Genomic DNA, 24,330 nt, shown 5'->3' with positions numbered 1-24,330 from the left:
TTGCCCCCGACAACTTCCTCGCCATGCGCATCAAGGTCTGCTGCATCTCGAGTCACGAAGAAGCTCGCGCCGCTGTCGATGCGGGCGCGCACGCGCTAGGCCTGGTTTCCGCCATGCCGAGCGGTCCGGGGCCGATCGACGAGAACCTGATCGCGGAAATCGCCGCGCGCGTGCCGCCGGGAGTGGACACGTTTTTGCTCACGTGCAATCACGATGCGGCGTCGATCATCGACCAAATCCGGCGAACGCGCTGCCGCACCGTGCAGTTGGTGGATGAGGTCGAAAGCGACGTCTATTCCGCGATTCGACACGAACTCCCCAATGTGCGGATCGTGCAGGTCATCCACGTCCAGGACCGCAATGCGATCGACGAAGCACGTGCCGCGGCAGAGCATGTGGACGCGATCCTGCTCGACAGCGGCAGGCCAAACGCCGCGATCAAGGAACTCGGCGGAACCGGACGTACCCACGATTGGGCGATTTCTGCCGCGCTTCGTGAAGCGGTGGGCGTGCCGGTCTTTCTTGCGGGCGGACTGAACGCATCGAATGCCGCGGAAGCGATCCGGACTGTTCGCCCGTTCGGTCTCGATCTTTGCTCCGGCGTGCGATCCAACGGTCGACTCGATCCGGCGAAGCTGGGCTCGTTCTTTGCAGCGATTCGCGGGTGCGGTTGATCCGGGTACGCTTGCTTCATGCGAGCAGTCGTCGTCACGAAACAGGGCAACCCGGTCACTCCGAATATCCGCTTTCAAAAGGACTGGCCCGATCTCCCCCCACCGAGGGCCGGCTGGGTCAACGTGCGTGCGCTCGCTTCAGCATTCAACCACATGGACCTTTGGGTGGGAATGGGAATCCCGGGGTTGAACCTGACTTATCCGCGCGTGAGCGGGTGCGACTGCTGCGGAATAGTCGATTCGGTCGGACTGGGCGTTGATCCGACATGGGTTGGAAGGAAAGTGATCATCAACGCGGCGACGCGCGTGCCGGACGCGGCGCGACCGGGCGATCCGCCCGGCACGACGCTCGCACCGAACTACGAACTTATCGGCGAACACCACAACGGCATGTTCGCGGAGTTCTTTTCGATTCCAGCGGAGAATCTTGCGGCGATGCCGGACGGAATCGACCCGGTTGAAGGCGCCGCGTTCGGGCTCTGCTCGCTGACCGCGTATTCGATGATCGCCACCAAGGCTCGTCTTGTCGCGGGTCAAAGCGTCTTGATCACCGGCATAGGGGGCGGAGTCGCAACAAGCGCGCTCGCGATCGCGAAACACTTCTCGTGCCCCGTCGCGGTGACAAGCCGGCATCAGTGGAAGCTCGACAAGGCGAAGACGCTCGGCGCCGACTTGTGCGTGCTGGATTCGGGCCAGGATTGGAGCAAGGAAGTCCGCGCGTGGACGAACAAGCGCGGCGTCGATCTCGCCGTCGATTCATCCGGAAAAGCAACGCACCTCAACTGCATCAAGTCGCTGGCGAGAGGTGGCTGCTACGTCACGCCCGGCTGCACCAGCGGACCCGACGCCACGACCGATTTGGCTCGCATTTTCTGGAACCAGCTCCGCATCATGGGCAGCACCATGGGCAGCAACGACGAGTTCAAGGAAGTTGCGGCGCTCTTCGCGGCGGGCAAGCTCAAGCCCGTCGTCGACCAGGTCTTCGCGGTTGCCGATGCGCAACAGGCGTACGCGAGGCTCGAAGCGGCGGAGCAATTCGGGAAGATTGTGCTGAAATGGTGAGCCGCGCTACGGCTTACTCGACTGCATCTTCTTGATCGTGTTCGTCGTGCTGCGGCCTTCGACGAGATCAATCAGCACCACGCGACCGCCCTGCTTCTCGACGATTTCGTGCCCCACCACCTTGTTCTTGGTGTAGTCGCCGCCCTTCACCAGTACATCGGGCTTGATTGCTTCAATCAACTTGATGGGGGTATCGTCGCCGAAGAAAACCACTGAACCGACGCTTCCGAGCGACGAAAGCACCTTCGCGCGGTCTTCCTGATTGTTCACGGGGCGCCCGTCACCTTTGAGTCGCCTGACCGAGGCGTCCTCGTTGATGCCGACAATTAGAAAATCGCCGTGCTTCGAGGCCTGATCGAGAAGCGCGACGTGGCCCGCGTGGAGCACGTCGAAGCATCCGTTGGTGAAGACGATCTTCTGCCCCGCGCGCCGGCGTGCCGCGACTTCGACCAGAAGCTGCCCCAGCGTTCGGAGCTTGCCCTCGCCGCTCGAGAGTTGCAGCACCGCATGATGCACCTGTTCAAGCGGGATGGGCTGCACGCCGAAGACCTCGACTTCGAGACCAGCCGCGGCATTGGCAAATCGCACGGCGTCGGGCCAGTCGATCTTGTTCGCACGTGCCGCGGCGAGTGCCGCGAGCATCATGTCGCCCGCGCCCGTCACGTCGTACACCTTGCGCGCCACAGTCGGAACGGCGAGCGCTTCCTTGCCCTTTTCGAGCAGCAGCGCGCCGTGCCGATCGAGCGTGATGATCGCGGTCTCCAATTCCGCTTCTTTCACGAGTCGTTTGGCGAGCAGCGTGTTGTGCTCGGCGGATCCATCACCGTGCGTCCGCAGACCGGTCGCAAATTCCGCTTCGGTGCGGTTGGGCGTCATGCTCGTCGCGCCGCGATACTTCGCGTACGTGGCGATTTTCGCCGGATCAACGAGCACTTCCTTGCCTGCATCGCGCGCGATCCGGATCACACCCTGGCAGACTTCTTCGGTGCAAACACCCTTCGAGTAATCCTCGATGCAGAGGACATCGACCCGATCGATCAGCGATCGGACTTTGTCGAGCACACGCTTTGCGACCTCGCCGACGATCGGCTCGCGCGATTCAAAGTCGATGCGGAACATCTTCTGCGGGTGTCGGGCCTGCGCCAGGCCGACGAGATTCTGCTTGATCGTCGTCGGACGAGTTGAATCGACCTCGATTCCTTCGTCGCTCACACCCTGTTCGCGGAGTTCTCTCCTGAGGAGCTTGCCCGCTTCGTCGTCCCCCACCACCCCGACAGCGATCACCTTGCCCTTGAGCGCAACCAGATCGAGGCACACGTTCGCCGCCCCGCCGGGCCGATGCTCCTTTCGGCGCACGTGCAGGATCGGCACCGGAGCATCCGCCGAAAGCCGTTCCGCATCGCCATAAAGATGCTCATCGAGCATCAGGTCGCCGACGACCAGCGCCGTGAAGGGCTTCCAGCTTTCGAGATAACCAAGGAGTGAATCCACGCGTTGCGATTATTGTTCGCGCGCCGGGAGCGCCGCGTCCGCCGTATCCAAAACCGCTCGCTTGAGCGCCTCGGCGCCCTCATCGAACGCGATCTCAAGATGCGCACGCACAACCGGACAAGGCCATGCTTCCCTGCGAACTCGCTTCAGCTTCGCCCAGTCTTTTCCCGTCACCACGATTGCATCGACCGCCCTCGCCTTCGCCAAATCCACAAGTTGTTGCAGAGTCCGCGGCACAAAGGGATCGTGATCGGGCCGTACGAACTCAATCGCGGGGTTTCCCGCTGCCTCGTTGACCGACTTGACAAAGGGGCCCGGGTTCCCGATGCCGCAGGCGGCGACCACCCGCTTTCCCCGCAGCCATGCGACCGGCTCGCTGCGCTGACCGTCCGCGACGACAACTGTGAGCGACTTCCACACGTGCCTCGACACTGCGATTTTCAGCGCCGTCTTGATCCGCGCGATCTCCCTCTTGATGCCGGCCAACTCGCTTGCCGGTGCGGATTCCGAATGCGTGAGGACGACGACCCCAGCCCGCGCGAGCGAGGCGACCGGCTCACGCAGCCAACCCGAAGGAAGCAGGCGATCGGAAAACGGATTGCACGTCGCGTCCACGAGCACAATGTCGAGTTGGCGCGAGATGCGTCGGTGCTGAAAGCCGTCGTCGAGCACGACACAGTCACATTTCTCGCCCTGCTCGGTGGCGAAGAGCGCGAGCAATCCGGCGAGGCGATCGGGCTGCGCAACGACCGGCACGCCGTCGAACGATTCGCGATATTCCAAAGCTTCGTCGCTCTCGCCCGCTCCGCTCGCGTATCCCCGCATCGCGATGGCGGGGTGATGCCCGGCCTCCACGAGTGTTCGCACCACCCACGCCACCATCGGCGTCTTTCCCGTTCCCCCCACGCTCAGGTTGCCCACGCTGATCACGGGTCGATCGATCTCGACGACGCCGCGCCCGGCATCGAACGCGGCATTCCGCGACCCGATGATGCGTGAGTATCCCGCCGCCAGCGGACGTGCGAATACGCGCAGCGCTCCCGGAAGCGGCGAACTCGGTCGGGTGTCGGTCATTGCTCGCGCTTCTCCGACTCGCGGCGAGATCTCCGGCATTGTTCGGCCAATTCGTCCTGCTCTCGGCGGTGGAGACGCGATGTATTCAGCATGTCGAGCATCGCGAGCCCGATGAGGAGCACAAGCATCGCGATGACGATGAGCCAGACGAGCACGAACTGCGTCGGGTTCGCGGGAGTTACGATCCCGAATGCCGCCGCGGCGATCGGCACGAGAAACAGCATGATCCACCCGTTCAGCGTACGGATTCGCCTCCTGCTCGCGGGCATTTCCGCCCGCAGCAGTATCAGCAAATGAACCGCGACGACAAGCAGCATCACCATCGCGACGGGAAGGACAACCCATGCGGGCAGCAGCGGCGCGTTGTTCACGACACCCCCCCTGCATAAAGAAGAGTGACTTTCCGGATAACCGCCGCGACCGGCAGCCCCATCACTCCGTTCGCATCGCCTTCGCATGTGATCGGCCAACCCGCATCGAGCCGCTCGCGCAGGTTGTACGCGCCGGCCTTCCCCTGCCACGCATTGCTCGCGAGATATCGAGCGATCTCCGCCTCGGAAACATTGCCCCACTTCACGACCGCGCTGCTCGCAAATAGCGACCGGACTTTCGGCACGCCTGTTTCGCACGTTTCCAGTCCGATCAACGCAACTCCCGTGACCACTTCGTGCGACTCTGAGCAAAAACTTTCGAGCATCGACCGGGCTTCCGTGGCAGAGTTGGGAGTGCCGATCATCCGCCCGTTCTGAACGCAGGCCGTGTCCGCGCCGAGCACCAGAAGCGGTTCATCGATTCCTCGCTCGCGAACGATTGCCGCCCCCGCGCACGCCTTCAGATAGGCGAGCGATGCCACCCACTCGCTGGGCTTTGCATTCGCCGGCGCGATCAATTCGGAATCCTCAATTCCGGGGTGCTCGGCGATGTGCTGCAGCCCGGCTTCAGTCAGCAATTGGCGCCGCCGTGGCGAGCGACTCGCGAGCCAGATCAGCGGCGCGACCACTGACTTTTCCGATGCCCAAGGAGGCGAGTTGGATTTGGTCCCGGAGAGCACTCCCTAGTTTACGATCGACGCTCCGATCCCGGTTCGCCGCCATTCTCCACTTGCTCGACTCCTCTACGCTTCTTCATGCGGGCTCACCTCGTCCAACTCGATATCCGGTGGGAAGATAAGAGAGGCAACTACTCCCGCGTGCTCGAAATGATGGAATCCGCGCGGCCGCAAGCGGGCGATCTTGTCGTGCTGCCCGAAGTCTTTGATACAGGGTTCACGATCGATCTGCTCAAAAGCCCGGATGATGACGGCGCCACGCTCAGATTTCAGAAGGAACTTGCGGCAACGTGGGGCGTGACGGTTCACGGATGCCGCACTGTCAAGGGCGCGGACGGCCGGGGCCGAAATCGCTCGACGGTTGTCGACGCAAACGGTGCGGTGCTTGCAGAATACGACAAGCAACACCCCTTCAGTCTCGGCCCGGAAGGCAAGCGCGAAAGCGATTGCTTTGCGCCGGGCGAAAAGCTCTCTCTATACAACTGGACGAGCGCCGGCCAATCAATCCGAGTCTGCCCCACGATCTGCTACGACCTCCGTTTTCCGGAGCTCTTTCGGCGCGGGCTCGCGGCGGGCGCCGAAATGTTCGTCGTCCCCGCCAATTGGCCGGACACCCGCGTCCATCACTGGAAAACCTTGCTCACCGCGCGTGCGATCGAGAATCAGGCGTTCGTTCTCGGCTGCAACCGTGCAGGGCGCGACCCCGCGCTGAAATATCCCGGCGCAAGCATCGCGATCGGACCGATGGGCGAAATCCTCGCGGAAGCGGACGAGAAAGAACAAGTCCTGAGCGTGGCGATCGATCGAAAACTCATTGACAGTTGGCGCGCGAAGTTTCCGGCGTGGAAAGAAGCCCCGAAAACGATCTAGCGCGCATGCGGCGTGCGTCCGCTTGGCCGTTCCAGGGCCCGGCCGATGCGCCGCTCTACTAACCCTGGCCCGCAACTTTGTCCACTTCTTCGAGCGTCGTCACACCTTCGGCCACCAGCTTCCAACCGAACTGCGCGAGGGTGGTAAAAAGCCCCTGCTCGATGACTTTTTTCATCGCCGCGATCGTCGGATCGTGCATCACGACGTCGCGAAGTTCATCGTTGAAATCGAGCAGTTCGTAGAGCGCCCGCCTGCCGCGGAAGCCCGTTTTCAAGCATCGCGGGCAGCCGGTACTGATGTACATCTGCGTTTTGCCGCCGAGATACTTACCGAGTCGGGTCGCCTGGCCGGGCGAAACCGGCGTCGCGCGCTTGCAACTGTCACACAGCACGCGCACGAGGCGCTGCCCGAGCACGAGATCCAGCGCGTTCGCCACAAGATAAGGCTCGACTTTCAGATCGAGCAACCGAAACACCGCCGCAATCGTGTCTTTCGCGTGCACAGTCGAAAAGACGAGGTGTCCGGTCATCGCGGCCTGCATCGCCGTGCGCGCCGTTTCCTCGTCTCGAATCTCACCGACCAGAATCACATCGGGGTCCTGGCGAAGCACCGAGCGCAGCAGCGAGCCGAAATTGTTGCCCTTGGACTCGTCGATGGGAATCTGCGTGACATTGCTGATCTGATATTCGACAGGATCTTCGATCGTGACGACGTTGCGCGTCTCGCGATCGATTTCGCGCAGCGACGTGTAAAGCGTCGTCGTCTTTCCCGATCCGGTCGGCCCGGCCACGAGCAGGAGGCCGTGATCCTGGCTGCACACGCGGCGCACCCGGTCCGACATGTACCCGGCCATTCCCAATTCGGCGATCGACTTCGGTGAGGTGCGATCGTCGAGCACGCGCATCACAAGCTTTTGGCCGTACACCGACGGAGTGAAACTCACGCGGTATTCGACGCGGCGGTCGGAAAACTTGGAAGTAAAGTGGCCTTCCTGCATCGCGTCGCGCGCCGCCGAGCGCATCTGGCACGCTGTCTTCACGAGTCCGTACACCAATTCGCCGACGCGCGCGGGAAGCGTCGCGACCGCGACCATCTGGCCGTCCACCCGCAATCGAACGTGATAAACGTCGGACTTGGGCTCGATGTGCACGTCCGTCGCTCGCGACTTGCTCGCAGTCTGGAGAAGCAGCCGCACCGCCGCCGGACCATCGCTGCTGCCGGCGAGCGCCGCCGACGGCCGCCCCCCTGCTTCGATGATCGTCAGAGACTCGACGGGCATGTCCTTGGGTGGAAGCTCTTCGATGACCTCGATGAGCTGCTGAGCCCAGCCCTTGTCTTCGTCGCCTCCCTCGGGGGCCGGGTTTTCTTCGCTGCTCTCCACGAGCCCCGCGCGATCGCTTTCGGTGTCTTCCGCCAGGACGAATTCATGCCCGCCGACTCGCAGGACATCACCCGGCTTCAGTCGCGACTCCTTGATCCGCTGGTCGTTGACCTTGGTGCCGTTGCGCGACCCCAGATCACGTACGCTGTATCCGCCCAGCCCGTCGGGCTCGACGGCACAATGAAACCGACTCGAAAGATCGTCGGAGAGCGGGATCGTGTTGTCCGGGTGGCGACCGATCGTGACGGGGTCTTTCCCCAATCGGATCATCGCGGCACTCCCCCGGATCGGCTTCAAGTAGTACGAAGGCAAAGGTTGCAAATCTCCTCTAGCAGACCCGTCGGCCGATTCGCATCGGCAGCCACCTCAAACAGCGCGGGCATTCTACAAACTTTGCTGAAGATACGAGCGAACCACCTACAGTCCCCGACCGGAACGCAGAACGGGATGCCGGATTGCCTCCCAAACGAGTTCCGCACGGGGAAATTGTTCTCATCTCGACGCGGGTCCGCTCAGGGTGCCGCGGATTTCTTTTCAAAAAGCCATGATCGACCTCCGCCAACTCCGAGAAAACCCAGAACGCTTCAAAGCCGGCGCGAAGGCCAAAAACATCCACGTCGAGATCGATCGACTGCTCGCGTTCGACGAGAACCGGCGCGCCCTGCTGACCCGCATCGAGACGCTTCGCGCCGAGCAGAAAAAGCTCGAAAAAGAATCCGGGCCCCAAATCGGAAAGCTCGCCGGCGCTCTGAAGAACGCAGCCGGAGACGAGGCCGCGTCACTCCAACGTGAGCTTGATGAACTGAAGGCCAAGCCCGCGCACCTGAAGTCCGAAATTGCCGCGATCGAACCGCAGCTTGCGGCACTCGAGCCCGAACTCAACGCACTCCTGTTGCAAGTCCCTCTGCCGCCGGATGCCGATGTCCCGGTCGGGGCCGGCAGCGAATCCAACGTCGAAGTCAAACGCTGGGCCCCCGCCGGCTTCGACTTTGGCAGGTCATTCGAAGCCTCGCGCGGCTTCAAGCCCAAATCGCATCAGGAGATTGTGCGCGATCTCAAACTCGCGGATTTCGAGCGGGGAGTCAAACTCGCCGGAACGCGCAGCTATGTTCTGACGGGGATGGGCATGCGCCTCCATCTCGCGCTCCTCCGCTTCGCCACCGACTTCATGACCGACAAGCACGGCTTTACGCCGATCAGCGTGCCGGTGCTCGTGCGCGAGGAGGCGATGATCGGCACGGGGTTTTTCCCGGCGGGCCGCGAACAGGCGTACCACATCGCGGAGACGCAGCGCCGGAATCCCGATGCAGCAGATGAAAAGGGCGGCGTGGGGGCGGGCAGCCACGATCTCTATCTCACCGGAACCGGCGAAGTGGGCCTGATGGGCCTGCACATGAACGAGATTCTTGATGAGTCTCAGTTGCCGCTCCGCTATGTCACGGTGAGCACGTGCTTTCGACGCGAAGCGGGCGCGGCCGGAAAAGACACGGCGGGGCTCTATCGCATTCATCAATTCGACAAGGTGGAACAGGTCGTGATCTGCAAGGCGGATGAGGCCGAGAGCCGCGCCTGGCACAAAAAAATGATCGGTTTCGTCGAGGAACTGCTCCAGCAGCTCGAGATTCCCTACCGCCTGCTCCAGTGCTGCACCGGCGACCTCGGCCCCAAGAACGCCGACATGATCGACATCGAGAGCTGGATGCCGGGCCGAGGCGAACTCGACAAGGAGGGGCGTCCGCAGGGCGCGTTCGGCGAGACGCATTCGGCGAGTCGCTTGTATGACTTCCAGTGCCGCCGCTTGAACATGCGATATCGTGCCGGAGCGGCGGGAGGCAAGACTGAAACGGTCTTCTGCCATTCGCTCAACAACACCGTGCTCGCGAGCCCGCGTTTCCTCATTCCGCTACTCGAGAATCACCAGCAAAAGGATGGCAGCGTGCGCGTGCCCGCGGCATTGCGCCCCTACCTCAACGGCGCGGAACTCATTCGCTGAGGCCCCGACTCGCGCGATAGAGCTTCTCTCACCGTTCGAGCAATTTGAGATCCACCGTCGCCCCCGGCGTCTCTGGACTCTCGACGGTGTGCGTCGCTCGCAAGTCCCGCACCAGCGAGGCCATATCGCCGCGGAGCGGCGCCGTGAATTGCATCCGCCGGTTTGTAATCGGGTGCGTGAATCCGAGAATGCACGCGTGCAGCGCCTGCCGCGCGATCAGGACATTTCCGTTCGCATCGGAATATGTCTTTCCGCCATACATGTCGTCCCCCACGATCGGCCAGCCCAGGTGAGACAAATGCACGCGGATCTGGTGCGTGCGCCCGGTGCGCAGCTCGAGCTCAACCAAAGAGAAATGGCCGAGTGGCGAAGTAGTGAGGCGACAGGGTGGAGAAGACTCGGCCGGCTTCCAGCCCATCGCCCGTCTCAGAACTTGGCTATCTCCCACGTTGCCACTTTGCCCCTCTGCCACGTTGTCACTTTTGCGGTACCGCTCCCTCACGCGGCACACCGTCACCGACGGCTTGCCGAGTTCATCATGCCTCACCACATACTTCTCGCGATATCCCTTCTCTCTCGAAGGATGCGGACCCAGCGGCAAATCAATCACATCAATATCCGGCTCCACGATCCCGTGCACCACCGCAATGTACCGCTTGTCCACGCGCCGGTGCTCGAACGAATGTCCCAGTTTCCAGTGCGCTTCCTCGGTCTTCGCGAACACGATGACGCCGCTGGTGTGCCGATCGAGCCGGTGAACGACCCCCGGCCGAGCGAGGTCCTTTCCGACCTCCGAGAGCGCGCCTCCCAATTTCGATCGCTCGCGAAAGTGATAGGCCAGGGCATTGACCATCGTCCCCTTGTTGTGGCTCCGCGCCGGATGCACGAGAATGTCCGGGTGCTTGTTGATGACGATCAGGTGCTCATCCTCGAACATCACTTCGAGCGGGATGTCCTCGGGCTGAATCTCGGTTGGAGGTGGCGGCGGCACCACCACTTCCACGATGTCGCCCGCGTTCAGCTTTGTGGACGCCTTCGGCGCCCTTCCGTTCACGCTCACGCCGCCTTCATCAATCAGCTTCTGCAGCTGATTGCGGCTCATGAACGTGATTCGATCGCACAAATACTTGTCGAGCCGCTTGTCCAGATTCCGGAGCAGCTTGAAGCGGACCGTCCGAACTTCCGCGTCGTCTTCGCCCGCTTCGCTCTCGGAGATCACTCTCTCGAGTGCCGAAGCGTCCACTTTGCCGCCCGTGCTCACGAGCGGGCCCGCGTCCCACTTCTGGTCTCCGGCCAGTTCGATCTCGACCGCCTCGTCGTTCTCACTTTCAGCGCGTGCCGCGTCTCCGCCATCCCGCTTCCGACTCTTCGATGGCTTCTCGCCAGGGCTCATTGTGTGTCCGACACCGATCTTGCCCGCGCTCACCCGCCAACTTACTCCGGGGCTTGCTCGGGCTTGGGTTCGGTCTTCGGTCCAGCATTCGCCGGCTCGGGTGCGCTCGGCGCTTCCGGGCCGATCGGGCCCAGCAGCGAGGGTCCGGCAGGCGCATCGTGCGGCACTGCTACTGGCATCGCCGGCTTTTCGTCTTCCTTGGTCGCCGGCGGCAAAGAAGCCTTTGACGGCAACTTGGAAACCGCCAGCACTTTCGGCAGATCGGCGATGCGCTTGGTGGCGACGTCCGCAAACTCGGAAAAGCCGGGGATATTTGCCGACGCCGACTTGATCTGCTCGTAGTACTTCTTCGCTTCGTCCGCGTTGCCGCGCGATTCCGCGACCGAGGCCAATCCGAACAAGGCGCCGATGTACAGCGATTCCTTGTTCGCTACTCCGCGCGTGGCGTCCGCCACGGTCTGGTATTGCTCGGCCGCGAGGTTGAGGAAACTTTCGCGGTCTTCCGGAGTCAACTCATCACTGATGTTCGCGATTGTCCCGTCAGGGTTCACTTCCGCGCCGGGCTTCACGCCCCGCGTAACCGCTCGCATGTACGCGTCCGCGGCCTTGAGTCGCGCGATCTCCGCGACGCTCGCAACGCCTTCGAATTCGAGCGCGACCTGCCGGAGCGAATCCGGGCTCGGATTCTGCACCGCCGCCGCGGCAGCCAATTGCTCGAAACCCGCGGCAAGCCGCTCGGACTGCCGCTTGGTGTATTGCTGATACAAGTAGTTTCCGCCGACACCGAGGGCGATCAGCAGGAGCAGGGGCGTGCTCCACTTCGTGATGAAATCGATAAAGTCCTGATTGAGGCGAGCCTCTTCAAGGCCAGCCCGCTCCCGAATCTGAATGTTCTTGCGTTGCTCGTCCATGGGTGCCCTCAAATCCGACTTGGCGCGCCCCGGCATCCGCCTGACCGCCGCGCACGGTCGCGATTCTAGGGGTGAACTCCTTGAACCTCCCCGGCTTTCCAGAACCGCCAAGGCCCCGGGTGATCGAGCACCCATCGCGGCACCAGCTTCTCGCGAACCAGCTCAACCAGCCTCGCGAGCGAATCCGAATCTCGAGCGCTCACCTCGACTTCAACCGGATGCGTTTGACTCCCAAGATCACTCCGAAGTCCCACCCGCAAAATATCTGCGCTTGCCGGCAGATCCGAACCGTCCACGGGAGCAGCGCCTGGATCGCTGCACGAGAGGACCAGATCGGCCTGCGCCAGAACGTCCCGCGTAATGCGCACCGCCTCGGCTTCGATTTCTGGCGCTTGCTCGCGCATTCCGGGCGTATCGACGTAGCGAACGACCAAGCCCGCTAGGTCGAGAAACACCCCGACGTGATCGCGCGTGGTGCCGGGTTCGTCGGCAACGAGCGAAACCCTCCGCCCCGCGAGGGCGTTCACGAGCGTGCTCTTCCCGATGTTGCTCGCGCCCCGCGCGACGACCAAAGGTGGATCGATCAATCGATTCAACAGGCGGTCCCGATCCGGATCGCTTTTCAGGCGCAACTCACTCCAGCGCCTGGGTTGATCGAGCAGCAGATCGACCGCAAGCGGACTTCTCGCACGCGCCAAAACCGCAAGCATTGCCGCCTCGATTTCGCCCGCCGCCTCCTGGTACAAATCCGCCGGCCGATCGTCGTCAAGACGCTTGAGCCCGCACGCCTCGAGAGCTTCGCACACCGCCCGCACGACCGCGCCGCCGCCGTGCGGCATCAGCGCCGCCGCCGTTTCGCTCCATCGCATCACGACACACCGATCGACGCCCAAAAGATCGTGTAGCGCGATGCGACCAACTTCGAGATGGTGAATCCTCAATCTTTCCAGCAGCTGATCCAACTCCGGGCCATCTGGCGCGCTCAAGCCGATGACCGCGACAGCACCGGTCCCCATCGGCGATTGCAAACTCCATCCCGCCCTATTCATTCGCGCTCCGGCGGGTCGGACTCCCCACCCTCCCCACTCTCCCCACCTTCCCCACCGAGTGCGACGCGGCAAACCTCGGCGACTCCCATCATCTGCAGATCCGGCACGACCCGGTCGACCATCGGATCGTCTTCAACGAGACCGGCATCGCCTCCGGTCGCGATCACCGTCGGAAAAGTCCCGAACCGCTCCGCGAATTGCTCCACGGTGTGACGCAGAAGCCCCACAACGGCATTTCGCACGCCAAGCCGCATCGCGTGCGCGGTATCTTTTCCGAACGGGCCGCGCGCCGCCTCGGGAACCTCGAATTCCAGTTCGGGCAGCGCGCTTGTCGCGCTGTGCATCGCCCGCAGCGTCGCGCGGACTCCGGGAGCGATCACCCCTCCGTGGAAGGTTCCCTCCCCATCGACGAAATCGATGGTGATCGCCGTTCCGAAGTCGGCGATGACGCACGCTTCTTTCAATCTGGCGTACGCGCCGATCGCATCGAGCAGCCGGTCCTGTCCGACTGTGGAGGCGTCGTCGAGTGCATGGCGTATCGGAATCTCGAGATCCCGGCCGATGACGTAGACGCTCCCCCGGGCCGAAAGGTCCATTTCGAGTTTGACGGAGACAGCCTTGTTCACGCTTGCGATCACAAACGCCGACGCACCGCTCGATTCTCGCAAGGCAAGGCAGGCTTCCAGCGCTTCCGGCTGCTCGACCGACCTCCCCTCCAGCACCTTGCCGTTCGAGACAATCCCGATGCGCGTGCGCGAATTCCCCACGCATACCGCCACCAGTTCCGCGCCGTCTCGTTGATTGCCGATTCCTTCGTTCGCCATTGCCCCAGCGTACGTCGCGGACGCCGGCTTAGACTGTCCGAGCCGCCGATTGATTCTCGCACCGCTCCCTCGGAGACCCATTGCCCCGCTGCAAAGCCGATCCCAGCATCAAGCGCGTCGAAGTCGGCGGCTTCAAGTTCCCGCTCGGCGTGTATCCCGTCGAGGACATGGCGCCACGCGCCGGATACACGGTCCTGTTCGAGCCGGCGGACGGGGGCGATGATTCTGATGGCACTGCAGAGTGGGAAGAGTGGCCCGACCGTTACGTCTTTGACATCGTCGCGCCAGCCGACCGGGTGGAACCACTCTGCCGCATGCTCTTTTCGTTGTTGCCGGGACGAATCTACCCGATTCTCGACGTGCTCGGCCAGGACGCGTATCGCGAAATCGACCCGTATATCTCGTACGACCTGTTGGGCGCAGATCGATTCCTGGAAATTGTGCGTGAGTGCCGCGACCTGTTTTTCGAAGACGGCATGATCGGTTTCGGCGCGATGAGCGAAGACCCTTTTTTCTATGTGTTCATTGACGAGCACAAAATTGTGACGGTTCGTGCCCAGCCCGAGCTGAAAGAGAGGATCGAGAAAATCCTTGCCGCGTTCGACCTCGAGGAAATGAGCGAGCCGGCGGGCGCTGATTCGGCTGCCCACGAGCACCGGGGCGTTCTTCTGAGCGATCGTTCCCCGGACGGCCTTCGGTTCGATGAGATCGTCGAATCCCTAAAGGACGAATGGCGCCTGCTGCTCAACGTAGACAGCGAAAAAAACGTGGATGAGGACGGCAAGGACTTGGGGGTCACCGCATGGCGCGTCGTCGTCCGCTTTGACCCCGAGGACGATGTCGCTTCCTCCTATGTCGAGGTAGCCCTGGCCGCGCCAAATCTCCGGGAGGCAGAGGAAAACGCCGTCGATGCCGCGGCCCATCTCTTGGCAGATGTAAACCCTGACACACACCAGCCGGCAATTGTCTTGGCCGATCGCCTCAGCCGGGAACAGCTCGCAGATCTTTTGAAATCCGCTGCTAGCAAACGGCGCCCTCGAACCAAACGAACCAAAGAAGGGTCGCGCGCCGAGACTGACGCCTTCGTTCCCGATCCCGCCCCTCCGGAGACCGGCGATCTCAAACCCGGTCAGATATGGCTCGCCAGAACTCTAAGCTGAGTAATTGCAAGCACTAAAGCGATCTTTCGGACGTTCGGTTCAGGCCATCGATGTTCAACGGTGGCCGGCGGCCCATGACAGTTGCATTGCATCTCGCGGTCATCCTTTGTATCTTGTCGCGTGATTCCAGATTTCGTCAACCGGCCAGCCCGGACACGCGAATTTGGAGTCACGGTGCAGTCCGGCCTTCGAAAACGGGTGAAGGCCTGCGACCTCATCTCGAAGCGCAAACATCGGTGCGGGCCGATGTGATGTCCGTGTGATGCGGACACCGGCGGAAGGAGAGGTACCGGCGAGCACCGGAAATTCGCCAAGCCGTGGGTCAGTCCGGTTCGTGGGATCAGGGCTTCGGAAGCCCGGGGGATCGTGGGGTCCGGTCGTTGCTCCGTCAGAAACCGGAGTTCGATCGGAAGAGGGCCAATGACCGCGTTCCGACTGGAGTCGGCCTTGCGGTCTGCGGCGGGAAACGCGCCCGCGGAGTTGCTACATTCCGCACCCGGAAAAGCGCCCAATCGCGCCGGGACCATGGATTCGGAGCAGTCGAATGAGAAGCACACGCATCGGCCTGATCGTCTCTACATCTGTTCTCGCCGCGATTTCCGGCACGACCGCAAACATCGCCGGCGCCGCTCCGGCGCAGTCGAACGCCATCGAGCCCGCAGCCGCACTCAGCGCCGCGACGAAGGAACTGAATTCGGGGAGCCCGGTTCGCGCCCGCGAAATGCTGCTGGCCCTTTCTTCGCTCAACATGAGCGACTCCGAGCGGACCCGCACGACGGAATTGCTGAAGCAGTCGGACGACAAGATTCGTTCGATGGAGCCGCGCCTTGTCAACCTGCAGCGCGCCAAGCTCGCGCTTGATCGAGATGATCTGGCGGCGGCCGAGCGCCTCGCAACGGGCGTCGCCCGCGGCGCGAACGACGGAAACAAGGCCGGCGCGGAAGCGATGCTCAAGCAGATCCAGATCCGCCGTTCAGAACTCGGCGCGGGTGTCGATTCGAAACTCACCGAGGCCGGCGGCGCGCTCGAGACTCGAGATTACTCGCGCTGCAAGGGAATCCTCCTGACGGTCACCCAGTGGGGTGTGGAATTCACGCCCGCTCAGCGCGATACGCTCGATCTGATGCAGGGCAAAATCGTTGCGCTCGAACAGGAGCGAGGCCGCCCGTTCAAAGCGGATGACAATTCAGCCGCAACCATCCTCGCGGCTGGAATGCTGGCCGCCGAACCCGGGGTCATCGAGCGCCGCAGTGCTGAGCCCGAGCAAAGCACGCAACAGGTCGCCCCCGCGACGATGGCGTCTTCCAACACCGTGATCGGAAGCGATCAGCAGCCGACGCAATCGCCACCCCCGCCTCCACCCCCTCCGATGCCCGAAGACCCTGTCGTCGCGGCACGCAAGGTCGAAGCGACGAATCTGCTGGCAGAAGCAGATCAGGCCTTCAATGACAGCAAGTACAACGAGGCGCAGGCCAAGTACAGCCGCCTCCGCACCCAGTTCCGCGAGTTTCTCACGCCCGAACAGGCCAAGACAGTTGAAGATCGTCTCGCCGAATCGAAGTTGCGCCTTCGAGGTTCGACCAGCGACGCCCGCGATCTCGCCGGATTTGTTGAGCAGGGCACGGTGGCCCGCCAGCAGGCCGAAGCGGAATTCAACAATCAGCTCACTCAGGCCTCTGATTCTCTCAATTCAGGCGACGTGATCCGAGCCCGCGATTCGGCGGCCCGCGCACGGCTGATTCTCAATTCCAATCGCGAGCGCTTCTCCGAGACGGAATTCCAGTCGATGCAGACCAAGGTCTCCGACTTCCTCAAGAAAGTAGATGTCAAGGAGCAGGAACTCGCGGCCACTCAGGCCCAGAAGACCGCCGCCGAGCGCCAGGCCGAGGCCAAGCGCGTGGCGGATCAGGGGGCCAGCGAGCGCAACCGAAAGATACGCGAAGCGATCGACCGGGTCCGCGCCCTGCAGATCGAAATGAAGTACGAGGAGGCGCTTCAGGTCGTCGATCAGATCCTGTTCCTCGATCCGATCAACCCGACGGGATTGCTCCTGAAGGACGTGCTGACGAGCGCCAAGATCTACAAGCAGTGGTACGAAACCAACACCAAGCGCAACACGCTCATGGCGGAGCAAAGCCTGCAGACTCAGGCCGCGACGCTTCCATCAAAGGGAATCATCGACTATCCCTCCGACTGGCCGGAGGTCATCAAGGACCGCGGTGAACCGGTCACGCTCGCCGAATCCGTTGAAACGCGCATCACGCTCTCGACGCTCGCGAACACGCGACGTCCGGTCGATTTCACAGAGACACCGCTTGAAAAAGCGGTCGATTGGGTTGCCAAGACCGGCAGCATCAAGATGGACATTGACTGGCCTTCGCTCGAAAAGGTCGGGATCAATAAAGACACCCCGGTCACCATCAATCTGTCCACGATCCGGCTCGACCACTTGCTCGACCTGATCGTCAGCAAGGTCAGCCCGGATCCGACCAGCGCCGCCGCGTGGGAAGTGCAAGACGGCGTGCTGCGTTTCGCCTCGGCCGAAGCGATCAACAAGAGCACGCTGATGGTCATCTACGACATCCGCGATCTGCTCATTGAAGTCCCCGATTACAACAATGTGCCCCAGTTCGATCTCAACAGCGCCCTGCAGGCTTCGAGCGGCGGCGGCGGCGGCACCAGCCCGTTCAGCGGTGGCGGCAACCAGACGCAACAGGGCCCGATCCGCACCCCCGAAGAGCGCACGGACGAATTGGTCCGCATTCTCACCGAGCAGGTTGATCCCGACAATTGGCGCGAGAACGGCGGAGCGGTCGGATTCATCAGCCGATTCAAGGGCAACCTGCTCATCACCAACACACCGAAGAACCATCGGGCAATCGGTTCACTTCTGCGTCGTCTCCGCGAGATCCGCGCGATGCAGGTCAACTCCGAGTCGCGGTTCCTGCTCGTCGCTCAGGATTTCTTCGAGCAGATCGGTTTCGATATCGACGTGTATCTCAACAACGATAACCTGAATCTCAACCGGCGCACCACGAGCGCCGAGCAGCAGCTGTTCAACTTCGTTACGAATGATCAGTTCAGTTCGGTCAACCCGACGCTTCGCGCCTCCGATTTCTTTGATCCGATTACCGGCGCACCCGTTCGCAATTTCAACAGCCAGCCGACGCCGGTCGTTACCTCGTTCGACCCGGAGACCGGGGCGATTACGATCGCGAACGCGTCGGTCAATACGTCCGTTCAGAATCAGCAGGGATTCGGCCCGGTCGCGCTGCAGTCGAACTCGCTCGGGATCGTCAACGCTTTGACCACGGCGCCCTTTGCGGCGGAAGTCGCCGCCGCGGGCCGTGCGTTCTCGGTTGCCGGCACGTTCCTCGATGACATCCAGGTCGACTTCCTGATCGAGGCCACGCAGGCCGACCGCCGCAACGTGAGCCTTCAGGCGCCTCGTCTCACGACGACGAACGGACAGCAGGCGAATATCCAGATCACCAACCAGCAGACCTATATCTCGAGCCTCACGCCGATCACCAACCAAAGTGCTGTCGCGTTCCAGCCCGTGACTTCAACCCTCAACACGGGCGTGCTCATGCTCGTCCGGGGCACGATCTCAGCCGACCGTCGTTACGTCACGACTGACATCACCACCCAGATTTCCCAATTGGTGAGATTCCGCACCGGGCAGACATTCGCAGCGGTCGCCGGCGGCGGTGGCGTCGCGGGCGGCGGCGGCGCCGCGACGATCCCTTCGGGCCAGTTCCAGTTGCCCGAAGTGCAGGTCAGCAGCGTGCAGACCACCGTGACGATTCCGGATCAGGGCACGATCCTGCTGGGCGGCCAGCGGATCGTGACCGAGCAGGAAGTCGAGTCTGGCGTTCCGGTGCTTTCGAAGATTCCGGTCCTGAATCGGTTCTTCTCGAACAGGACCGAGTCCAAGACCGAGCAGACGCTCCTCATCCTCTACAAGCCGACAATCCTGATCCAGAGCGAACAAGAGAACAAGGCTCACCCGGGCCTGATCGATTCGCTCGACGCCGGGCTCGGCGGTTGAATTGCTTCATCCGGCCCGATCAATCCAATCGCGGCCGAAGCCCCGATTCTTCCAACGCCCCGGCCCTGAACGGCCGGGGCGTTTTCTTTCGAGCCGGCATGCATTTCCGTACTATCATCCCAACCACGCGTGTTCCACGTACGGACACACGCGATGGATAGGAGCACGAGCGATATGGCATCCGCCGACTCCCGCCTCCGCGTTCGAAAGCAGGACGCTGTCGTTCAGGTTGAGTTTATCGACCGCAACATTCTCGACGAAGCCAACATCCAGCTCATCAGCGATGAGATTTCTCGCATCATCGATCAGGAATCATCTCCGAAGCTTCTGATCAGCTTTGCCAACGTCGATCACCTTTCCTCCGCCGCGCTCGGCGCCCTCATCACCATCAACAACAAGGTCCGCAACAAGAACGGGCAGCTGAGGCTCGCGAGCATCGATCCGCAGATTTACGAGGTCTTCGTCATCACGCGACTCAACAAACTTTTCCAGATCCACGAGACTCCCCAAGACGCGCTCAAGAGTTTTGCCTGACTTCATTGCAGGCATCCGCTCGCGCTCTTTTCCCGCGAACCACTCGATGAGCACCCCGCGGCCCAGCAATTCGTCGAAGCCACCCCTTAGCGGGACATTCGTCGTCCGCCATGAGCGGAACGAAGTCGAAAAACTGCAGAACGCTCTCGACGCGGCAATGACCGCTTCCGGCTATTCCAAAGCCTCGCTCTTCGCCGTACGCCTCGCCTTTCAGGAGGCGATTGCCAACGCGTTCAACCACGGGCACAAGAACCTTCCCACCGACACTCCGGCGACCGTCGAATTTGCCGTACGGCCCGAGGACGTCACGATCTCGATCGAGGACCAGGGCCCCGGATTTGAGTGCGAGAACGTCGCGGATTGCACACTCGATGAAAATCTTGAAATCCCCAGAGGCCGCGGCGTCATGCTCATCAAGAACTACATGACCGAGGTCCGGTATAACGGGAAGGGAAACCGGATCGAAATGGTCTACCGGCGCCCCGCACCCGGGGCTTGATTCTCCCCTAATATGAGACTGAATCTCAGCCGGCGCGGCTCGTGCCGGCGGTATTGAACTCCAATCCACTCCGGGCCGCCAAAAGGGATGCATCATGCCCGAATCAAACCAGACGCCTCAAGCTCCCAAGCTGCCGATCTATCTCGACCACGCTGCCACGACGCCGTGTGATCCCAGGGTGGTCGAGGCGATGCTGCCGTACTTCACCTCGATTTTCGGGAATCCCGGTTCGCGGAATCACCGCTTCGGATGGGAGGCGGAAGAAGGAGTCGACCGGGCGCGCGGGCAGATCGCGGATTTGATCAAGGCCGACGAAAAAGAGGTTATCTTCACTTCCGGCGCGACCGAGAGCAACAACCTCGCGATCCGCGGCGCGGCGTTCATGTACGAGAAGTCGCCGGAAGGATCGGGCAAGTCGCGCGGGCACATCGTTTCCTGCGCGATCGAACACAAGGCGGTTCTTGATCCGTGCAAACGCCTCGAGAAGGAAGGCTTTGAGGTTACGTTTCTCGAGCCGCCCAAGGACGGAATCGTCACCGCCGAAATGGTCAAGGCGGCGCTTCGGGACGACACCATCCTCGTCACGATCATGCGGGCAAACAACGAAATCGGAACGATCAACGAGATCCCGCAGATCGGCGAACTCTGTAAGTCGCGCGACATCATTTTCCACACCGACGCCACGCAGTGGGTCGGGAAAATGCCGACCGACGTGTACGCGGACAACATCGATCTCATGAGCTTTTCCGGCCACAAGATCTACGGCCCGAAAGGAGTCGGCGGGCTGTTCGTGCGGCGCAAGCGTCCGCGCGTACGGCTGACGCCGCTTGTGGACGGCGGAGGTCAGGAACGCGGCTTCCGATCCGGCACACTCAATGTCACCGGCATCGTCGGCCTGGGCAAGGCGTGCGAGATCGCGAAGCAGGAAATGTCCGCAGACGCGATCCGGCTGGGAAAGCTGCGAAAGAAGCTCGAAGAATCGATCACCTCTCGACTCGACACCTGCCAGATCAACGGCCATCGCGAGAAGCGGCTTCCGCACATCACGAACATTTCATTCGGGTTTGTTGAGGGCGAGAGCCTCATGATGGCCGTCAAGGAGATCGCCTGCTCTTCGGGCTCGGCGTGCACCAGCGCGAGCCTCGAACCGAGCTACGTGCTGAAGAACATCGGAGTCGGAGACGACCTTGCTCACTCCAGCCTGCGGCTCAGCCTCGGGCGCTGGACCACCGAACAGGAAATCGACTACTGCATCGAGAAAATCGTCGGAGCGGTCAAGAAGCTACGCGATCTCTCTCCTCTTTACGACATGCACAAAGAAGGCATCGACCTCTCGAAAGTCGAATGGGCGCATCACTGATAGGAGATTTCCATGGCATACGGCCCCAAAATCATCGATCACTACGAGCATCCGCGAAATGTCGGCTCGTTCGGTACCCAGGCGGAAATCAAGCAAAGAAAAGATGTCGGCGTGGGCTTGGTTGGCGCTCCGGAGTGCGGCGACGTCATGCAGCTTCAGATCAAAGTCGGAAAAGATGGCGTGATCGAAGACGCCAAATTCAAGACCTTCGGCTGCGGCAGCGCGATCGCGAGTTCGTCTCTTGCCACCGAGTGGCTCAAGGGCAAAAAGCTCGATGACGCGGCGCAGATCAAAAACACCATGATCGTGGAAGAATTGAGTTTGCCGCCGGTCAAGATCCACTGCTCCGTGCTCGCGGAAGATGCGATCCATGCCGCGATCGAGGACTACAAGGCAAAGAACGGGATCAAGCAAACGCAGACGTCTCCCGCCACGTCCGCCTGATCGAAAAAGTTGCCGTCAAAAATACAAAAAGGGACCGGCAATTGCCGGTCCCTTTTTCAATCCAACGGGAAAGACAAGCTTGCAATCAGCGGCGGCGACGGCCGACGAAGATTCCACCCAATCCCAGGAGCGCGAGCGCGCCCGGAGCCGGAACGTACTCGAACGTGATGCTCTCGACCGCGACCCAGTCGAGGAACCACCCCGGCAGCACCAACGCGATCCGCGCATTGTTCAGCCCGCTGAAGCTGACGGTCTTGCCGTTGATTCCCCCGCCACTCACCACGCCGCCCGTGATGAAATTGCCGTCGATGTCATACAAGTCCAGCTCGGAAAGGTTGTCCGAGTCGCCGATGAACGTCACGGAGATCGAGGAAATCGCCTGATCGAAAATCATGGCAAAGTTCGGGTCTCCGTCCTCGTTCAACCACCCACCGAAACTGTGGAGCACGTTTCCCATGGCGGGCAAATACCCGTTCCCGACATCCGTGCTGGTCGCCGTCATGTCCGTGTTCGTCGCCCATCCGTTGTTCGGATCGAGGACATTGGGCACAAAAGTCACGCCCCACGCGGCATACTGGTTTGAAATCCAAGTGCCGTCTGCAATCGCATTCCCGTTGGCATCGGTGTCAAAATCGATGACATAAGGGGCTGCCGATGCCAAACCAGACAATGCCGCCACGGCGGCTACGCCGAATACAACCTTCTTCATTTCCCTGTCTCCTCTCAAACTCCCATGTTTCTCGCGGCGGAAAACGCGAGGACTTCCAGAAGCAGGAAGTCGCAAGCCAGCCTACTGCCATCGAAATCGAGATCAATACGGAGGTTGTTATTTGGACCCAAGATGTGAGGAGATTAATTTGGTTATAGGACCAAAAACTGAGCATCGATGGCGCACGTATGATGCTCCGGTATGCAAACGCCTGATTCAGCGGAGAAAAACGTGTCCATCGAAGTCAGTCAAGACTCAGTCTCAACTCGATCCCCGGTCATTCTCACGCCGACCGCCGCACGAGAAGTCGGGACCATCATCCAACAGCAGGAGCTCGACGCCTCGAAGGTCTGCCTGCGTGTCGGGGTCAAGGGAGGCGGGTGCTCTGGGTTCAGCTACATTCTCGATTTGACGGAGACAAAAAAGGACACCGACGAGGTGTTCGAACAGCATGGCATTCGCATCATTTGCGATCCGAAGAGCCTGCTGTATTTGTCAGGGGTCACGATCGACTTCAAGGACGAAATCATGGGGCGGGGATTCGTCTTTCAGAACCCCAACGCGACGAGCACTTGCGGCTGCGGTTCGAGTTTTTCCGCCTGACGTTCGCCGAAATCGGGGGTCGTTCGTCCGGTTTTCGGCCTTGCCAGCCCTCCGATGTTCCGGTAAACTGCTGTTTGCAAGCCGGGTTCCGACAATGGTTTGGGAACGGTTTGCAGCGTGGGATTTGCGTGTGGTCCGGCTCCAACCCGTTCGGCCTTTTCTGCCCGGTGGGGGCTGAAACGGACGAATCCGTGGGCTGCGCTTGATCCCCGGTCTTCGGCGTTCGCAAGGATTTCGCGATGAGCCAGGCCTCGATGGGCTATGAAACCACGCAGGGCTACGCGCCTCCCATGGTGACGCAATTCAGCGTCTTCCTGACCAACAAGGTCGGGAAACTGTTTGACTTGGTGGAGGCGTTTGACGGTTCATCGTGCGCCATTTGCGCGCTCTCGGTGCATGAAGCGACCGATCACGCGGTCGTCCGCCTGATCACGAACAACGCCGATTGCGCCCGCAAGGTGCTGAACGACGAAAAACTTCCCTTCTCCGAAAAGGATGTGCTGGTGGTCGAGCTTTCGCGCGGACACACCTTGGCGAGCATGTGCCTGTGTCTGCTCGGTGCGGAACTCTTCATCCAGTTTGCCTATCCGCTGATGCTACGACCCAACGGCACCCCCACCATCGCGCTCGCGGTGGATGATCCAACTCTCGCCGGCCAGATTCTGAGGCGCAAGGAATTCCGCATCTTTGGAGAATGCGATCTGCCCGCCAGTCAGGACGCGAGCGATCACTGATCCGGTACGCTCGGCAGATGGTCGCCCTTGTTCAACGCTGTCTTCATGCATGGGTTCAGGTCGAAAAAACTGTGATCGGCCAAATCGGCCCGGGAATCGCGGTCTTTGTCGGGCTCGAAAGCGACGACGATCCGGCACTTGACGCGAAGTTGGCTGCCAAGCTGCTCTCGCTTCGGGTCTTCGCCGACACCGCCGGCAAGATGAACCGAAACGTGGTCGAAGCCGGCGGGAACATCCTGCTCATCCCAAACTTCACGCTCGCGGCCGATACGTCCGGCGGCAACAGGCCCAGCTTCATCGGTGCCCTGGCGCCCGACCTGGCGAGACCGCGATTCGAATCGCTGCCGACGCTGTTTCGTCCGACGCTCGACAACGTTCAGTCGGGCCGCTTCGGTGCCGACATGCAAGTGGAAGTTCTGAACGATGGACCGGTGAGCCTGATTCTGCGACTGAAGTGAATTGCAGA

Annotated in this window: 23 protein-coding genes; 13 read left to right on the top strand and 10 right to left on the bottom strand. The window is 61.6% G+C overall.

Translation table 11 applies throughout. The features are described 5' to 3' along the window. Positions 1–23: 23 nt before the first annotated feature. Both KF691_05300 and KF691_05295 read left to right on the top strand, forming a co-directional pair. Entirely contained in the window at positions 24–674 is a 651-nt protein-coding gene (locus tag KF691_05300) for a phosphoribosylanthranilate isomerase (protein MBX3388853.1), read from the top strand. An 18-nt stretch (positions 675–692) separates the two neighbouring features. Beyond that, the gene (locus KF691_05295) at positions 693–1,736 is read left to right on the top strand and encodes a zinc-binding dehydrogenase (protein ID MBX3388852.1); all 1,044 of its coding nucleotides are present in this window, start codon (positions 693–695) and stop codon (positions 1,734–1,736) included. Between the two features lie 6 nt (positions 1,737–1,742). Here KF691_05295 and rfaE2 read toward each other — a convergent pair whose 3' ends face one another. From rfaE2 to KF691_05275, 4 genes are read right to left on the bottom strand one after another with little or no spacing between them, the layout of a single operon-like run. Further along, positions 1,743–3,227, bottom strand: a complete 1,485-nt coding sequence (rfaE2, locus tag KF691_05290; GenBank protein ID MBX3388851.1) for a D-glycero-beta-D-manno-heptose 1-phosphate adenylyltransferase — start codon at positions 3,225–3,227, stop codon at positions 1,743–1,745. Positions 3,228–3,236: 9 nt separating this feature from the next. Then, positions 3,237–4,301 (bottom strand): tetraacyldisaccharide 4'-kinase, encoded by a 1,065-nt coding sequence (lpxK, locus tag KF691_05285; protein MBX3388850.1) that lies wholly within the window; start codon positions 4,299–4,301, stop codon positions 3,237–3,239. Continuing rightward, positions 4,298–4,672, bottom strand: a complete 375-nt coding sequence (locus KF691_05280; protein ID MBX3388849.1) for a hypothetical protein — start codon at positions 4,670–4,672, stop codon at positions 4,298–4,300. The genes lpxK and KF691_05280 overlap by 4 nt, the downstream gene beginning before the upstream one ends. Further along, positions 4,669–5,301 carry a Maf family protein gene (locus KF691_05275; protein ID MBX3388848.1) on the bottom strand — a complete coding sequence of 211 codons (633 nt, stop codon included), beginning with the start codon at positions 5,299–5,301 and terminating at the stop codon, positions 4,669–4,671. The genes KF691_05280 and KF691_05275 overlap by 4 nt, the downstream gene beginning before the upstream one ends. A 126-nt stretch (positions 5,302–5,427) precedes the next feature. Between KF691_05275 and KF691_05270 the strand changes: the two genes are divergently transcribed. Beyond that, the gene (locus KF691_05270) at positions 5,428–6,219 is read left to right on the top strand and encodes a hypothetical protein (protein MBX3388847.1); all 792 of its coding nucleotides are present in this window, start codon (positions 5,428–5,430) and stop codon (positions 6,217–6,219) included. 58 nt (positions 6,220–6,277) lie between these two features. Here KF691_05270 and tadA read toward each other — a convergent pair whose 3' ends face one another. Beyond that, the gene (gene tadA, locus KF691_05265; GenBank protein MBX3388846.1) at positions 6,278–7,870 is read right to left on the bottom strand and encodes a Flp pilus assembly complex ATPase component TadA; all 1,593 of its coding nucleotides are present in this window, start codon (positions 7,868–7,870) and stop codon (positions 6,278–6,280) included. Between the two features lie 274 nt (positions 7,871–8,144). Between tadA and serS the strand changes: the two genes are divergently transcribed. After that, positions 8,145–9,593, top strand: coding sequence for a serine--tRNA ligase (gene serS / locus KF691_05260; protein ID MBX3388845.1), 1,449 nt, complete (start codon positions 8,145–8,147; stop codon positions 9,591–9,593). A gap of 28 nt (positions 9,594–9,621) precedes the next feature. Here serS and KF691_05255 read toward each other — a convergent pair whose 3' ends face one another. From KF691_05255 to KF691_05240, 4 genes are all read right to left on the bottom strand, one after another. Next, positions 9,622–11,019 carry an RluA family pseudouridine synthase gene (locus tag KF691_05255; GenBank protein MBX3388844.1) on the bottom strand — a complete coding sequence of 466 codons (1,398 nt, stop codon included), beginning with the start codon at positions 11,017–11,019 and terminating at the stop codon, positions 9,622–9,624. 8 nt (positions 11,020–11,027) lie between these two features. Beyond that, the gene (locus tag KF691_05250; GenBank protein ID MBX3388843.1) at positions 11,028–11,897 is read right to left on the bottom strand and encodes a hypothetical protein; all 870 of its coding nucleotides are present in this window, start codon (positions 11,895–11,897) and stop codon (positions 11,028–11,030) included. 65 nt (positions 11,898–11,962) lie between these two features. Next, entirely contained in the window at positions 11,963–12,913 is a 951-nt protein-coding gene (locus KF691_05245; GenBank protein MBX3388842.1) for a 50S ribosome-binding GTPase, read from the bottom strand. Positions 12,914–12,942: 29 nt separating this feature from the next. Next, positions 12,943–13,770 carry a type III pantothenate kinase gene (locus KF691_05240; GenBank protein MBX3388841.1) on the bottom strand — a complete coding sequence of 276 codons (828 nt, stop codon included), beginning with the start codon at positions 13,768–13,770 and terminating at the stop codon, positions 12,943–12,945. A 167-nt stretch (positions 13,771–13,937) separates the two neighbouring features. Between KF691_05240 and KF691_05235 the strand changes: the two genes are divergently transcribed. The 6 genes from KF691_05235 (at position 13,938) to iscU (ending at position 21,818) form a co-directional block, all read left to right on the top strand. Continuing rightward, positions 13,938–14,930 carry a hypothetical protein gene (locus tag KF691_05235; protein MBX3388840.1) on the top strand — a complete coding sequence of 331 codons (993 nt, stop codon included), beginning with the start codon at positions 13,938–13,940 and terminating at the stop codon, positions 14,928–14,930. Positions 14,931–15,474: 544 nt separating this feature from the next. Next, entirely contained in the window at positions 15,475–18,981 is a 3,507-nt protein-coding gene (locus KF691_05230; protein MBX3388839.1) for a hypothetical protein, read from the top strand. Between the two features lie 174 nt (positions 18,982–19,155). After that, on the top strand, positions 19,156–19,515 hold the full coding sequence (locus KF691_05225) for an STAS domain-containing protein (GenBank protein MBX3388838.1): 360 nt from the start codon (positions 19,156–19,158) through the stop codon (positions 19,513–19,515). Between the two features lie 46 nt (positions 19,516–19,561). Continuing rightward, positions 19,562–20,014: an ATP-binding protein gene (locus tag KF691_05220; protein MBX3388837.1), complete on the top strand. Its 453-nt coding sequence runs from the start codon at positions 19,562–19,564 to the stop codon at positions 20,012–20,014. Positions 20,015–20,108: 94 nt separating this feature from the next. Beyond that, entirely contained in the window at positions 20,109–21,374 is a 1,266-nt protein-coding gene (locus tag KF691_05215; GenBank protein MBX3388836.1) for an IscS subfamily cysteine desulfurase, read from the top strand. A 12-nt stretch (positions 21,375–21,386) separates the two neighbouring features. Beyond that, entirely contained in the window at positions 21,387–21,818 is a 432-nt protein-coding gene (gene iscU / locus KF691_05210; protein ID MBX3388835.1) for a Fe-S cluster assembly scaffold IscU, read from the top strand. Between the two features lie 85 nt (positions 21,819–21,903). On the opposite strand, the gene KF691_05205 is transcribed toward iscU, so the two are convergent. Next, on the bottom strand, positions 21,904–22,527 hold the full coding sequence (locus tag KF691_05205) for a PEP-CTERM sorting domain-containing protein (protein ID MBX3388834.1): 624 nt from the start codon (positions 22,525–22,527) through the stop codon (positions 21,904–21,906). 201 nt (positions 22,528–22,728) lie between these two features. Here KF691_05205 and KF691_05200 point away from each other — a divergent pair, with 201 nt between their 5' ends. The 3 genes from KF691_05200 to dtd all read left to right on the top strand — a co-directional run bounded on the left by KF691_05200 (position 22,729) and on the right by dtd (position 24,322). Beyond that, entirely contained in the window at positions 22,729–23,130 is a 402-nt protein-coding gene (locus tag KF691_05200) for an iron-sulfur cluster assembly accessory protein (protein ID MBX3388833.1), read from the top strand. Positions 23,131–23,369: 239 nt separating this feature from the next. Then, on the top strand, positions 23,370–23,864 hold the full coding sequence (locus KF691_05195; GenBank protein MBX3388832.1) for a hypothetical protein: 495 nt from the start codon (positions 23,370–23,372) through the stop codon (positions 23,862–23,864). A 17-nt stretch (positions 23,865–23,881) separates the two neighbouring features. Continuing rightward, positions 23,882–24,322, top strand: a complete 441-nt coding sequence (gene dtd / locus KF691_05190) for a D-tyrosyl-tRNA(Tyr) deacylase (GenBank protein MBX3388831.1) — start codon at positions 23,882–23,884, stop codon at positions 24,320–24,322. The last annotated feature ends 8 nt before the right edge of the window (positions 24,323–24,330 follow it).

It is taken from the genome of Phycisphaeraceae bacterium, from assembly GCA_019636555.1.
Lineage (GTDB): Bacteria > Planctomycetota > Phycisphaerae > Phycisphaerales > UBA1924 > JAFEBO01.
Note: the sequence above shows the minus strand (reverse complement) of the source record. Positions and strands in the feature narration are given on the sequence as shown.

What these genes read in the sequence shown, in the direction of transcription:
- KF691_05300 (MBX3388853.1), top strand. Translation starts at nt 24, where the DNA reads ATGCGCATCAAGGTCTGCTGCATCTCGAGTCACGAAGAAGCTCGCGCC.
- KF691_05295 (MBX3388852.1), top strand. Translation starts at nt 693, where the DNA reads ATGCGAGCAGTCGTCGTCACGAAACAGGGCAACCCGGTCACTCCGAAT.
- lpxK (MBX3388850.1), bottom strand. Translation starts at nt 4,301, where the DNA reads ATGACCGACACCCGACCGAGTTCGCCGCTTCCGGGAGCGCTGCGCGTA.
- KF691_05270 (MBX3388847.1), top strand. Translation starts at nt 5,428, where the DNA reads ATGCGGGCTCACCTCGTCCAACTCGATATCCGGTGGGAAGATAAGAGA.
- tadA (MBX3388846.1), bottom strand. Translation starts at nt 7,870, where the DNA reads ATGATCCGATTGGGGAAAGACCCCGTCACGATCGGTCGCCACCCGGAC.
- serS (MBX3388845.1), top strand. Translation starts at nt 8,145, where the DNA reads ATGATCGACCTCCGCCAACTCCGAGAAAACCCAGAACGCTTCAAAGCC.
- KF691_05250 (MBX3388843.1), bottom strand. Translation starts at nt 11,897, where the DNA reads ATGGACGAGCAACGCAAGAACATTCAGATTCGGGAGCGGGCTGGCCTT.
- KF691_05245 (MBX3388842.1), bottom strand. Translation starts at nt 12,913, where the DNA reads ATGGGGACCGGTGCTGTCGCGGTCATCGGCTTGAGCGCGCCAGATGGC.
- KF691_05240 (MBX3388841.1), bottom strand. Translation starts at nt 13,770, where the DNA reads ATGGCGAACGAAGGAATCGGCAATCAACGAGACGGCGCGGAACTGGTG.
- KF691_05235 (MBX3388840.1), top strand. Translation starts at nt 13,938, where the DNA reads ATGGCGCCACGCGCCGGATACACGGTCCTGTTCGAGCCGGCGGACGGG.
- KF691_05230 (MBX3388839.1), top strand. Translation starts at nt 15,475, where the DNA reads ATGAGAAGCACACGCATCGGCCTGATCGTCTCTACATCTGTTCTCGCC.
- KF691_05225 (MBX3388838.1), top strand. Translation starts at nt 19,156, where the DNA reads ATGGCATCCGCCGACTCCCGCCTCCGCGTTCGAAAGCAGGACGCTGTC.
- KF691_05220 (MBX3388837.1), top strand. Translation starts at nt 19,562, where the DNA reads ATGAGCACCCCGCGGCCCAGCAATTCGTCGAAGCCACCCCTTAGCGGG.
- KF691_05215 (MBX3388836.1), top strand. Translation starts at nt 20,109, where the DNA reads ATGCCCGAATCAAACCAGACGCCTCAAGCTCCCAAGCTGCCGATCTAT.
- iscU (MBX3388835.1), top strand. Translation starts at nt 21,387, where the DNA reads ATGGCATACGGCCCCAAAATCATCGATCACTACGAGCATCCGCGAAAT.
- KF691_05205 (MBX3388834.1), bottom strand. Translation starts at nt 22,527, where the DNA reads ATGAAGAAGGTTGTATTCGGCGTAGCCGCCGTGGCGGCATTGTCTGGT.
- KF691_05200 (MBX3388833.1), top strand. Translation starts at nt 22,729, where the DNA reads ATGCAAACGCCTGATTCAGCGGAGAAAAACGTGTCCATCGAAGTCAGT.
- KF691_05195 (MBX3388832.1), top strand. Translation starts at nt 23,370, where the DNA reads ATGAGCCAGGCCTCGATGGGCTATGAAACCACGCAGGGCTACGCGCCT.
- dtd (MBX3388831.1), top strand. Translation starts at nt 23,882, where the DNA reads ATGGTCGCCCTTGTTCAACGCTGTCTTCATGCATGGGTTCAGGTCGAA.